Annotated in this window: 13 protein-coding genes; 2 read left to right on the forward strand and 11 right to left on the reverse strand. The window is 58.9% G+C overall.

The features are described from left to right. Nucleotides 1-154: 154 nt before the first annotated feature. From ftsX to ftsY, 3 genes are read right to left on the reverse strand one after another with little or no spacing between them, the layout of a single operon-like run. Entirely contained in the window at nt 155-1126 is a 972-nt protein-coding gene (gene ftsX, locus DU506_RS05775; RefSeq protein ID WP_114485989.1) for a permease-like cell division protein FtsX, read from the reverse strand. Then, on the reverse strand, nt 1123-1791 hold the full coding sequence (ftsE, locus tag DU506_RS05780; protein WP_114485990.1) for a cell division ATP-binding protein FtsE: 669 nt from the start codon (nt 1789-1791) through the stop codon (nt 1123-1125). Before ftsE ends, ftsX begins: the two co-directional genes overlap by 4 nt. After that, entirely contained in the window at nt 1788-3098 is a 1311-nt protein-coding gene (ftsY, locus tag DU506_RS05785; protein WP_114485991.1) for a signal recognition particle-docking protein FtsY, read from the reverse strand. Before ftsY ends, ftsE begins: the two co-directional genes overlap by 4 nt. A gap of 91 nt (nt 3099-3189) precedes the next feature. Here ftsY and rsmD point away from each other — a divergent pair, with 91 nt between their 5' ends. Both rsmD and DU506_RS05795 read left to right on the forward strand, forming a co-directional pair. Further along, a complete protein-coding gene (gene rsmD / locus DU506_RS05790) occupies nt 3190-3813 on the forward strand; it encodes a 16S rRNA (guanine(966)-N(2))-methyltransferase RsmD (protein WP_114486007.1) in 624 nt (207 codons plus the stop codon). 120 nt (nt 3814-3933) lie between these two features. Further along, entirely contained in the window at nt 3934-4122 is a 189-nt protein-coding gene (locus DU506_RS05795; protein WP_114485992.1) for a cell division protein ZapB, read from the forward strand. An 8-nt stretch (nt 4123-4130) separates the two neighbouring features. On the opposite strand, the gene DU506_RS05800 is transcribed toward DU506_RS05795, so the two are convergent. The 8 genes from DU506_RS05800 to DU506_RS05835 all read right to left on the reverse strand — a co-directional run bounded on the left by DU506_RS05800 (nt 4131) and on the right by DU506_RS05835 (nt 12084). Further along, entirely contained in the window at nt 4131-4589 is a 459-nt protein-coding gene (locus DU506_RS05800) for a GNAT family N-acetyltransferase (protein ID WP_114485993.1), read from the reverse strand. Beyond that, entirely contained in the window at nt 4579-5481 is a 903-nt protein-coding gene (locus DU506_RS05805) for a hypothetical protein (RefSeq protein ID WP_114485994.1), read from the reverse strand. The genes DU506_RS05800 and DU506_RS05805 overlap by 11 nt, the downstream gene beginning before the upstream one ends. Further along, nucleotides 5478-5786, reverse strand: a complete 309-nt coding sequence (locus DU506_RS05810) for a BolA family protein (protein ID WP_114485995.1) — start codon at nt 5784-5786, stop codon at nt 5478-5480. The genes DU506_RS05805 and DU506_RS05810 overlap by 4 nt, the downstream gene beginning before the upstream one ends. Before the next feature lie 39 nt (nt 5787-5825). After that, the gene (locus DU506_RS05815; RefSeq protein WP_114485996.1) at nt 5826-7229 is read right to left on the reverse strand and encodes an MFS transporter; all 1404 of its coding nucleotides are present in this window, start codon (nt 7227-7229) and stop codon (nt 5826-5828) included. Between the two features lie 76 nt (nt 7230-7305). After that, a complete protein-coding gene (locus DU506_RS05820) occupies nt 7306-7686 on the reverse strand; it encodes a hypothetical protein (protein ID WP_114485997.1) in 381 nt (126 codons plus the stop codon). A gap of 81 nt (nt 7687-7767) precedes the next feature. Continuing rightward, nucleotides 7768-9321, reverse strand: a complete 1554-nt coding sequence (gene lysS, locus DU506_RS05825) for a lysine--tRNA ligase (RefSeq protein WP_114485998.1) — start codon at nt 9319-9321, stop codon at nt 7768-7770. An 80-nt stretch (nt 9322-9401) separates the two neighbouring features. Next, a protein-coding gene (prfB, locus tag DU506_RS05830) for a peptide chain release factor 2 (protein ID WP_114486008.1) occupies nt 9402-10500 on the reverse strand; the annotation gives its coding sequence in 2 pieces (ribosomal slippage) (nt 9402-10424 and nt 10426-10500; 1098 coding nt in all). A 252-nt stretch (nt 10501-10752) separates the two neighbouring features. Next, entirely contained in the window at nt 10753-12084 is a 1332-nt protein-coding gene (locus DU506_RS05835) for an OmpP1/FadL family transporter (protein WP_114485999.1), read from the reverse strand. Nucleotides 12085-12483 lie beyond the last annotated feature (399 nt).

A 12483-nucleotide genomic window follows, 5' to 3' on the forward strand; every position in this document is an offset into this window, starting at 1 on the left:
CTTAATGGTTCCCGCATCTGTTTATTTCTGACGCTCAATACCGCTGACTCTGATTACCGATGACAATCTCAATGACAATCGCTGACCTGCTGGCAGCCCAACTGAAATCACCATGACTTGAAACTCAAACATGCACAGGTCTGCTTGCCTGGCACTAGCGCGGCCGGATACTCGACAGATGCCGCCCTACCGCAAGCCAAGCGCCTAGCCAGCCAAGCAGTGTACTGCAAGATAGCAGAATTGTAGAGCCTGCCAAGTCAAGCTGAGGCAAGCTGAAGCTAGCCCCGTAACTGGCGGCAAGCGCACTCACCGGCAGCGACAGCCAGTGATTGCCCAACGTCAGCAGTCCCAGCGCCAGCAACCCACCTCCCACACCGTACCAAGCGCCGCTATACAGGAAAGGACGCCGCACGAAAGCATGGGTGGCGCCGATCAGCATCACCACCTCGATTTCCCGTCGCCGACTCTCCACCGCCAAACGGATGGTGTTGCCCACCACCAGCAACACGCCCAGCCCGAACAGCACCGCCAATGCCAACGCCAGGCGCCGCCCCAGTTCGGCGAGGTGGCGCAGTCGTTCGATCCAGGCAAGGTCCAGGCGCACGTCATCCACGCCGCTCATCTCGCCCAGCACCTGCGAAAGCTGCTGCATCGCCGCAGGCTCCGGGGATGTCGGATGCACGACGATACTCGCCGGCAAGGGATTATCGGCAAGCCCCACCAGGGCGTCATCCAGCCCCAGGGCTTGCTGGAACTCAGCCATCCCTTCCGCTGCACTGATCAACCGGGTAGCGGCTACCTCGGGTTGCGCCTGGACGGCTTGTTCGATGCGTCCTGCCTGCACGTCGTCCACCTCTTGCGCCAGATAGACGGTAAGGGTGGCGCTTTCCTCAAGCTCGGCATCCAGCAGCCGCGCGCTGTCCAGCGTCAGCCATAGCGCCGCGGGCAGCACCAACGCAATAGCGATTGCCAGCATTGTCAGAAGGTTGCCCAGCGGATGACGTACCAGCCGCCAGGCGCTATCCACCAGCATGGCGCGATGGTGCCTCGCCCAGGCACGCAAACGGCTGGATAAGCGGGTCTTATGACTACGGGCTCCACGTCGGGAGGGAGGTGTTTGGCTCATGGGGCTCTCTCATCCGCCACTAGGCGGCCGTCGCGCAGACGCAGGGTGCGATGGTGCAGCCGAGCGATCAACGCCAAGTCATGGCTGGCGATCATCACGGTCGTGCCGATGCGGTTGAAGTCTTCGAACAGGGCCATGATATCGGCGGAAAGCTGGGGGTCGAGGTTACCGGTCGGTTCATCGGCGAGCAGTAGTGCCGGCTTGTTGACCACCGCGCGAGCAATGCCGATTCGCTGCTGTTCACCGCCGGAAAGCTCGATGGGCAGGGCTTTCTCGCGATGCAGGAGTCCCACCTTGTCGAGAGCCGCCCGTACCCGACGAGCCGATTCGCGTGGTTCCACGCCCTGAATTACCAGGGGTAGCGCCACGTTATGAAAGACACTGCGGTCGAACAACAATTGGTGATCCTGAAACACCACCCCGATCTGGCGCCGATAAAAAGGCACCTGGCTGGCGTGCAGTCGGGCAATATCATGCCCCGCCACCACCACCCGCCCGCGGCTGGGCCGCTCCAGGCGCATGATCAGGCGCAACAGCGAGCTTTTACCGGCCCCCGAATGGCCGGTAAGAAACACCATCTCGCCGCGCGCCACACCAAAGTCGATATTGGCCAGGGCTTCGAAACGCCCACCGTAACGCTTGCCCACGTGTTCGAACGCAATCATGCGTTAGGATCGCCTCGTTGCTGGCTATCCTTGTCGAGCGGGTCTTTGTCGAGCGAATCTTTCGAGAACAGGGCCTCAACGAAGTCACGTGCGGCGAATGGCCGCAGATCATCCAGCCCTTCGCCGACGCCGATAAAGCGAATCGGCATGTTGAGTTGTTTGGCCAATGCAAAGATAATCCCGCCTTTGGCGGTACCATCGAGTTTGGTCAGGGTAATCCCGGTAACCGGCACCGCTTCATTGAAAGTGCTGGCCTGAGAAATCGCGTTCTGGCCGGTGCCGGCATCCAGCACCAGCATGACTTCATGCGGCGCCTTCGGGTCCAGCTTGCCCATGACACGATGGACTTTTTTCAACTCTTCCATCAGATGGCTCTTGTTGTGCAACCGGCCGGCTGTATCGGCGATCAACACATCCACGCCCCGCGAGGTGGCAGCGGCCACGGCATCGTAGATCACCGAGGCGCTATCCGCGCCGGTGTGCTGAGCGATCACCGGCACTTTATTGCGCTCGCCCCATACCTTTAGCTGTTCGACCGCGGCGGCACGGAAGGTATCCCCGGCCGCCAGCATGACGCTCTTTCCTTCACGCTGGAAACGCTGAGTCAGCTTGCCGATGGTCGTGGTCTTGCCCACCCCATTGACGCCTACCACCAAAATCACGAAAGGCCCCGGGCCTTGCTTGGTGAGTTCAAGCGGTACGGCAACCGGCGCCAACATCGCTTCCAATTCTTCCTGGAGGGCGCGATAAAGCGCCTCAGGCTCATTGAGCTCCTTGCGTGAGACCCGTGCGGTCAGGCTGTCGATGATATCGGTGGTCGCCTCGATACCCACATCCGCCATCAGCAGTTGCGTCTCCAGGTCCTCCATCAACTCATCGTCAATCTGCTTCTTGCCCAGAAACAGACTCGCCAGGCCTTCCGTGAAGTTGGCGCGCGTCTTGCCTAGCCCGGACTTGATGCGTGCAAACCACCCCTTCTTTTCCGCTACCGGCTTTTCCTGCAATGCCGGCTTGGACGGTTCAGGTTCAGGTTCAGGTTCAGGTTCAGGTTCAGGGGTGGATTTTATTTCGGGCTCCGGCTCGGGCTCAGGTTCCGGCGCCTTTTCCGGCGGCGGCGCTTCCGCCTTCGCAGGCTCCGATGATTCCGATGGTTCAAGAGAGGGCTGAGTCTCCTCGGCAGGCGCTTTTTCCGGTTCTTCACCGGTTTCGTCGCGCGTCTCTTCTATTTCACGCTCTGCTTGCTGAGCGTTTTCCTTGGACTTGGCGTCCTCGTCCTGCTTCTTCTTGCGCTTGAAAAAACCGAGCATCTAGGGAATCCCACTTCAAGGAGTGAACATTTGCTCCATCCTACCATTGCCCACCGAGACTTTGGACAATCAGACCGCTACAATCCTCGCCATGAGACCAAAACGCTCCCCTTCCAAAAACACCTCTCGTCCGTCGCGAGACTCTCGCGCCAGCGCCCCCGGCGGGAGTGGGAAATTGCGCATCATCGGCGGGAAATTTCGTCGCCGCCAATTACCGGTGCTTGAAAGCCCGGGACTGCGCCCGACACCGGATCGCGTGCGGGAAACGCTGTTCAACTGGTTGGCGGCACATGTGGAAGGCGCCCAAGTGCTGGATTTGTTCGCTGGCACCGGTGCACTGGGTATTGAAGCGCTATCGCGTGGGGCGGCAAGCGCCTGTCTGGTGGAGCGCGATTCGAAAGTGGCTGCGCAACTGAGTCATAACCTGGCGCTGCTTGAAGTGGAGAACGCCTCGGTGATCAGCCGTGATGTGTCGGCATTTCTCACCATACCCCCCAGCACGGCATTTTCATTGGTATTCCTTGACCCACCCTTTCATCAGGCGCTGGTCGAGCCTTGCTGCCAGGCACTGGAAAACGGCTGGCTTACCCCTCGGGCAATGATCTATGTGGAAACCGAGGCCGGCCTGTCACCGCCAGTGCCGAATTCCTGGTCACTGCACCGCGAAACCCGAGCGGGAGAAAGCATTGGCCGTCTCTATCAGCGCCTTTTGTAACGTTGGTCCGCTTTTTGTTCCCTTTATCCACTTGCCGCGCCACGTCCCCGGCGTTACGCTCGCCGCTGTCAATCATTCGGCGAGCGCTACGCACTTGCCTTGGTCCTTCTGGAGGTATCGATGAGTCTGGAACTGTTCAATAAGCTTGAGCAAAAAGTCACTAACGCTGTAGAAGCGTTGGAAATGATGAAAATGGAAAATGACGAGCTGCGTGATGAAAACACCAAGCTCAAGCAGGAACGTGAAGAATGGGAACAGCGCCTGAGCGCCTTGCTGGGCAAGTTCGATAGCATCGATGACCAGAGCTAGGCCCCGAGCTAGAGTAAGTTTGGCGCCATAGGCAAAAGCACCCGCGACATCAATAAGGCATCCTCGCGCCCGGAGCGGCTCGAGTAGTAGCCCTTACGTCGCCCGTCAAGCTGAAAGCCACAGCGGTGGTAGAGCGTGACAGCCGCTGTGTTGCCGGCCCGGACTTCAAGCAACAGCCGCTCGCTTTGCCACGCCTTCGCGATACTGGTTACCTCTTCCAGCAAGCCTTGCCCCAGCCCTTTGCGCCGATGAAGCGGCGAGACACCCAGCGCCTGAAGCTCGGCATCGAACGGCAGACGCGCCAGCAAGGCGTAACCGCCCAGCTGAGTGCCTTGCCAAACACCGATCAGCCGGCAGTCAGCGTCGGCCAGTGCCGTGGCCAGCTGATTGGCGCTTGCGCCACTGCCGGCCTCGGCCTCAAGGGCTAGCAACGCCTCCAGGTGTTCGGGCGACAACTCAGTGATCATCCGACTTTTCCCGTGCTGCCTCTTCCCGCGCGTCATCCACTTTGGCTGCCAGCTGTCGCCAGCGGGTGCCAAGCTCGACCAGCTCAGGCCACAAGGCTCGCTTGGCCTCGGCACTTTCAAGTAGCTGTAAAAGGCTCGGCGCCTGCCACAGGGGTAGACCCAACGCCTGGCTTTGCGCCTGCCCCTGGGCGCTGTTAGCGATATCCAGCACGTCTGCCAAGGTGGCGTGTGTTTCATCGTCTGATGATGCCCCACCCCACCACAACACCTGGTTCAATGACCAGCCGTGGCGGGCGGCGCAACCGGCGATATAAGCCTCCAGGCCTTCACGGGCTTCTTCCAGGGGGTCGTCCGCAGACAGCCCTTCCACCATCGGCCAGTAAAAGGTTTCGATGACAAGCGGCGTGGCTAGCTGAATTCCCGCCGCCTTCAGCATGGCGCTCAGCAGGCGCTGCTCTTCCGCGCTTATCTCACCCGACTGAAGGCTCAGCCAGCGCCCCTCCAGGCAGATCAACGACAGCTGAAAGCGCAGCGGCTGAGCCGGGTCCTGCGCGGTTTTCACGCTATCAACGGCGGGCACTTGTTCCAAGACCGGCGGTTTCTCACTAGCGGGTGTGCCGGCATCTCCCAGCAACGCCCGCACGTCCCCCAGCTTTACGGGGTTGTCCGTCTTCTCCTGGGCAGATGCTTGCTCTTCCTGGCGACTGGAGGCCGCTTGCTGTGCTTCATCGAGCAGAGCATGCAGTTTGGCGCTGGCGTGCTGCGTCTCGGGCTCGGGCGCCTCCCACTCACAAGCGGGGGTGGGCCTGGCATTGGGCAAACGGTAACGACTGGCCCAGGCGGTAATGCCCATGGCCTGAAGGTATTGCAGACGTTGGACGTCGCCGGTCACTGCCCGCCGCCACGACAATCAGGGGAAGCCGGACGCTCGCCCCCACGCGCCTGCCATTCCAGCGGGGTATAGAGATGCAAGGCCAGGGCGTGTACCGGACCGGAAAGCTCATCGGCGAGCAAGGCGTACAGCTGCTGATGGCGCTTGACCGGCATCATGCCCTCAAAGCGCTCGCTCACCAAGGTGACCTTGAAGTGCGTTTCAGAATTTTCCGGGACATTATGCCGATGGCTTTCGTTTTCCACCTGAACATACTCCGGCGTCAGCGCCTGGAGTTTTTCTTCAATCAGTGCCTGCCACTTCATGACGCCTCTCCTGTAAAACCAAACCCCGATTATACGCTTTTAGTCAGGACGCGACGATGCCTGACGTTCCAGCATGGCGCGCCTGGCCAGGGGCATTCGGGCAAGGCTTGCCCCCAGGGCCAGCAGGGTGGTGACCGCGCCCAACCAGAGAGTGGCTTGCACCGGTGACCCCGCCGCCAACGCCGCCCCCACCAACGCCACGCCCAACGACTGACCCACCGTGCGGGTGGTGCTCATCACACCCGACACATTGGCGCTGCGCTCCGCCGGCAGGCTGGCCATCATTTCGCGATTGTTGGGCGGCTGGAAAAGACCGAACCCCACGCCACATAGCGCCATCCGCCATAACCCTCCCAGCACGCCAGTGGTTTCATCCACCAACGCCAAGGCGACGAACCCCGCGATCAACAGCAGCAGTCCTGTACTCGACAACACACTGGGATTGATACGGTCCGCCAGACGTCCGGCAATCGGCCCGACCAGCATGATGGCCAGCGGCCAGGGCGTGAATAGCCAGGCGGTCTGCAGGGGTGAAAAACCCAATTCCTGTTGATACAGGAACGACAGCGCCACAAAGGCCAACCCTTGACCGACGAACGCCAGCCCCGACGTGGAGACCGCCAGGGTGAAGCGGCGCTCCTGAAACACCACCAACGGCAGCAAGGGAAAAGGTGCTCGCTTCTGACGCAGCACGAACCCCACCCCCGCGGTTAACGACAGCATCGCCCAGCCGCCGCTCTGCCAGGGGGGTGCGGTATGCCCCAGGGCATCCATGGCCAGAAAGAAGCTTGCCAACATGCTGATCGACAGCATCGCTCCGAGGAAGTCGAAACTTCCCTGGCGCGGCGTTTCACGCGGCAAGGCGCGAAAGCCGAACAACAGGGCGCAGGCGCCCAGAGGCACATTCAAGGCAAATAGCCACGGCCAATCGGCGAAGGAGAGAATCACTCCGCTCAGGGTGGGTCCCGCCGCATAGCCTCCGGCCACCACCAAGGCGCTCAGGCCCAGGGCACTCCCCAATAGCCGCGAAGGAAAAATCGAGCGATAGATCGACGGTCCGATGGAAAGGGTCGCGGCGGCCCCCAAACCTTGCAGGGCGCGAAACACCAGCAGGGTTTCCAGGCTAGTCGAAAAGGCACTGCCGATGGAGGCCAGCACGAACAGCCCAATGCCGAATAGGTACAGGCGGCGCCGCGTGACCAACTCACTGATCGCGGCAAACACCAGCAGGAAAGCAGCGCACGTCACCTGAAAAAGATTGGTCACCCACACCACGCGGGAGGCGGAAACATTCAGATCTTGCGCAATGGAAGGCAGCGCCAGGTTGATCATGGTGGTGTCGACCACCGCCATTAAGGTACCGGTGATCAACGCCAATACCGCCAGGACCCGTTCATGTCCGGGCAGGCCGTCATCACCGGGGCGGGTTTCAAACAGTCGCATGCGGATAGGCTTCGTCTACAACAAGAAACCGGCCGCAGCCGGTTTCTTATGGTTCATCGAAAGCTGGCGCCTGATGCTATTCATTATCCAGCAGCAGCGCATCATCCACTTCGGAAATTTCCAGAGCGGTTTCATCATCCAGATCGATGGCCAGATAACTGTGTTCTACCTGAAGAAAACGTTCAAACAGCGACCAATCGAGGCTGTCCGGCCACTGTTCTTCGTCTTCTTCCCAAGCACGCAGCTCGTTTTCCAGGATTTTCGGGTAGCGCTCGCGAACGAAGGTGGCCAGCGCTTCCGGCGTATCCATCTCGGGAATCAGGTAAATGGTGCTTTCACGTTCGACGTCGTCCAATGTCAGGTCGTCGTCTCCCATGGTGGGTTCGAGCGCATTGATCCAGTCTACAAAGTCCTGGGTCGGCCTGACGCTCAGGGCGGAGCGGTTAAGCAGTTTCATTGGAACTCTCCTCGCCGTCGAAACGCCGACCATTATGGGCGTTTGAAGCACTCCTTACCAATTATTCCGAGACTTTCCAGTTTATTCCGACGCCTCGGGACGCATCGCCGGAAACAGCAGTACATCGCGGATCGAGGGGCTGTCGGTGAACAGCATGACGAGCCGGTCGATGCCGATGCCCTCGCCGGCGGTGGGCGGCATGCCGTACTCCAGCGCGCGGACGTAGTCGGCATCGTAGTACATCGCCTCGATGTCGCCGGCCTCCTTCTCGGCCACCTGCTCGCGGAAGCGCTCGGCCTGGTCCTCGGCGTCGTTGAGCTCCGAGAAGCCGTTGGCGATCTCGCGCCCGCCGACGAAGAACTCGAAGCGCTCGGTGACCAAGGGGTTGCTGTCCTTGCGCCGCGCCAGCGGGCTCACCTCGGTGGGGTATTCGGTGATGAAGGTTGGCTGCTTCAGGCGGTGCTCGACGGTCTTCTCGAAGATCTCGATCTGGATCTTGCCAAGCCCCCAGCCGTCCTTGACGTCGATGTCCAGCCGCTCGGCGATCTGACGCGCGGCGGCCTCATCGGCCAGCGCCTCGGCGTGGATGTCGGAATTGTACTCGAGGATGGCGTCGAACACGGTGATGCGCTTCAGCGGGCTGTCGAAGTCGTATTCGAAGGTCTCGAGCACCTCCCCCTCGCTGTTCCGCACGGTATTGACCACGGTGGTGGTGCCCAGCACTTGCAGGGCCACGCTGCGCAGCATCTCCTCGGTGAGGTCCATCAGGTCATTGTGGTTCGCATGGGCCTGGTAGAACTCGATCATGGTGAACTCGGGGTTGTGCCGGGTGGAGAGCCCCTCGTTGCGGAAGTTGCGGTTGATCTCGAAGACCCGTTCAAAGCCGCCCACCACCAGGCGCTTGAGGTAGAGCTCCGGGGCGATGCGCAGGTACATATCGATATCCAGCGCATTGTGGTGGGTAATGAAGGGGCGCGCGGTGGCACCGCCGGGGATCGGCTGGAGCATGGGGGTTTCCACCTCCATGAAGCCGCGCTCCTCGAAGAAGCGGCGCATGGCGCTGATCACCCCGGCCCGGGTCTCGAACACCTTTCGCGAGTCGGGGTTCATGATCAGATCGACGTAGCGCTGGCGGTAGCGCGCCTCCATGTCGGTCAGTCCGTGGAACTTATCCGGCAAGGGACGCAGGCTCTTGGTCAGAAGCTGGGCCTCGACCATCATGACGTAAAGGTCGCCTTTACCTGATTTATGCACCGGCCCGCGCGCGGCAACGATGTCACCGATGTCCCAGCTCTTGATGTCTTCCAGCAGTTCCGCCGGCAGGCCTTTCTTATCCACGTAAAGCTGGATCTGTCCGGCCACATCCTGGATCACGATGAAAGGCCCACGCTGGCGCATGATACGTCCGGCGACGGATGCCACGCGGCCAAGGACTTCAAGCTCGGCCTTGTCCTTGTCGCCCAGCTCTTCATGCAACTCGACGGTCAGGCTATCGCGGCGAAAATCGTTGGGAAAGGCACTGGTACCGGTGGCGGCGGCACGCTCGCGACGCGCGGTCAGCTTGGCCCGACGCTCGGCGATCAGATGGTTCTCGTCATGCTGCGGACTATTGGAGGAAGCGTCCTGATTGGCCATGTCATACCCTATCGGAAAAATTACATACCCGGGCTCGGGAAGAACTTAAATAATTAAAAGTGCCTGGAAAAACAAGAAGCTCACAAGCCCTGTTTCAGGCTGGCAACGATAAACTGATCCAGGTCGCCGTCTAGCACCTTTTCACAGTTGCTCGATTGCACGCCGGTACGCAGATCCTTGATGCGCTGATCGTCCAGCACATAGGAGCGAATCTGACTGCCCCAGCCGATATCGGCCTTGGCATCTTCGGCTTCCTGCTTGGCGGCATTGCGCTTTTGCATCTCATGCTCCCACAACTTGGCCTTGAGCTGTTTCATGGCGAAGTCACGGTTGGCATGCTGGCTGCGCTGGCCTTGACAGGCCACCACGATGCCACTCGGCTCGTGGGTAATCCGCACCGCGGAATCGGTGGTGTTGACGTGCTGACCGCCGGCACCGCTGGAACGATAGGTGTCAACGCGCAAGTCCGAAGGATTGATCTCGACCTCGAAGCTGTCGTCGATCTCGGGCGACAGAAACACCGAGGCAAATGAGGTATGGCGGCGGCCGCCGGAGTCGAACGGACTCTTGCGGACCAGACGATGCACCCCGGTTTCGGTGCGCAGCCAGCCGAAGGCGTAATCGCCCTGGATGTGGATCGAGGCCGACTTGATTCCCGCCACATCACCGGCGGACACCTCGGTAATATCAGCCTTGAAGCCGTGGCTTTCGGCCCAGCGCAGGTACATGCGCAGCAGGATGTTAGCCCAATCCTGTGCCTCCGTGCCCCCGGAACCCGACTGGATATCCAGATAGGCATTGTTGGCGTCCATCTCACCGGAAAACATGCGCCGAAATTCGAGTTTTTCCAGCGAAGCCGCCAGGCCATCAAGCTCTTTACGCACTTCTTCTACCGTGCCTTCGTCGTCTTCCATCTCGGCGAGTTCGAGCAGGTCGCGGCTATCGGCCAGTCCCAGGTCCAACTCGTCGATGGTGGCCACGATGGCTTCCAGGGAAGCGCGCTCCTTGCCTAGCTTCTGCGCGTAGGCCGGGTCATTCCAGATAGCGGGGTCTTCGAGTTCACGGGTGACTTCTTCTAGCCGATCCTGCTTTTCGGCATAGTCAAAGATACCCCCTAAGAACGTCTGTCCGCTCAGACAGGTCCTTGATGAGGTTATGAATCGGGTTGGTTTCCAGCATGGGTTCGCCCTGATTGAGTGACTGATAACGTTGCGGGGAAACATTCGCCGCCACAGCGCTTGCTCAGGCCCGGTTCAAGAAAGTCCTGTCTCCTGTCTTCAAGCCCCTTTCTTCAAGAAAGCAGTGTGGCGTGCGGAAAAGGCAGGCATTGTACCCAAATTGGCGATTACTCGCATCCATTGCCCCGCAGCAAAGCAAACAACCCGGCGGGTGCCGGGTTGTTTACGTGCGAAACCTTCCAGACGTCAAACGTTAGAAGCGGTAGGTCAGCTGCGCACCGAAACCGTGGGCTTCGTTCTTGTAGTCGGCAGTGTAGGTGGACGTAATGGCACCACCAGCATCGTTACGCTCTTGGTCAACTAGCGTGCTACGTTCCGTCAGATACGAATAGGCAAAATCAAGTGTCAAATCTTCGATAGGCGTCCAACCAGCCCCCACCGAAAAGATACGACGATCATCAGAAGGAATGCGTGCACTACGGAATTGATCGCTGGTTGGCGTTTTGTCGATACTTAAACCTGCACGCAGTGCAATTTGCGGATTCCACTGATATTCACCACCCACAGCAAACGCCCATGCATTCGAATAATCTTGCTCTTCAAACGTTATTGTCTCGCCTTGAGGACCTGTAACCAGGATCTCATCAAAACGATCCCAGCGTGTCCAAGACGCACCAAACATAAGCTTCAGTCGATCATTCATTTGCTGAGTAACGGAGAAGTTGATGGTTTCTGGTGTGTCCAAGTCGAGCTGAGCACTTTTTTCCTGGCTCTCTCCTGTCAACGGATTGGCATAAACATCGCCGTTGGAGTCAACGGCTTTATAATCACCTTCTAAGGTATAACTGACTTTGGATCGGTAAGTCAGGCCAAAAGTAGTTTCAGGAACGGGTTGATACATTACCCCGACGTGATATCCCCAGCCATCATCATCACCTTCGATATTTGCATCAAGCTCTTGGGTTCCAACTGGACCTACTCCGCCGGGCAAATCAGGCCGTGCACCGAAAACAGGCGTTGGCACTTGGCGTTGAAGTTTGCCATCCACTCGGTTGAACGATAGACCAGCACCTACAGAGAATTGATCATTAAAACGGTAGGATACCGTTGGCTGGGCGCTCATCACCGTCAACTCAGTGTAGTTACCTAAATTACGGCCGATAAATCCATCTTCATACTCAGTCTTGGAGCCAAATGGCGCGTACACGCCGAAGCCAAATGCTAACTGCTCATTAACGGGGTGGGCGTAGAACGCAAAGGGAACTAGCGTACCCGGCACCATATCGCCTTCGCTACTTCCTGTGACCGGTGCACCATTACGAGTAGCGCTAGCGTTGTCGATGTCGCTATTAACACTTAAATACGTGCCACCCGCACTGAACTGTGCACGATCAAGAAACGACATCCCCGCCGGATTGCCGAAGACGATAGTGGCATCGTTGACGTTGGAACTACGCCCGGCATGGCCGTAACCCTGCCCACTGACACTTTGCTCATTGACCTGATAACCACCGGCATGGGCCTGGCTGGCGAAGGCAGTTGCAACGGAGACTACCAAGGCAAGCTTGTGGAAATTATTTTTCATCATGAAACCCTTTTGCTAATGAACCAACATGCTTATTTTTTTAATGCTGGCCGCACTATTTATTTACTGTGCTTGTGTGTACCTGCATGTTTTCTCGCACCTGGCCAAAAGGTTCAAGGGCAAACGTTCGTTTTATTTTATTTAACCCCCAGACATTGGTCTAACGAACGTTTTAAATCTTTGTTTCATTCCATACTCGCTGACTCCAAAAAAGTCGCTTGACCTATGTGTTACCTATAGGTTTTACACTTGGTTCACTTGCCACCACCCGAGACCGCCGTCAACTACCTCGCCCTAAAGGACGAGGCTTGTGACAACAAGCCCGGTTGACCAGGGAAAGCGGTAGCCAACCCGCTACGTTTGCAATAGGTCGTCAAGACCCACCGCCGAATGCTTCGC

Origin of the sequence: Vreelandella rituensis (assembly GCF_003336665.1) — a bacterium.
Taxonomy (GTDB): domain Bacteria; phylum Pseudomonadota; class Gammaproteobacteria; order Pseudomonadales; family Halomonadaceae; genus Vreelandella; species Vreelandella rituensis.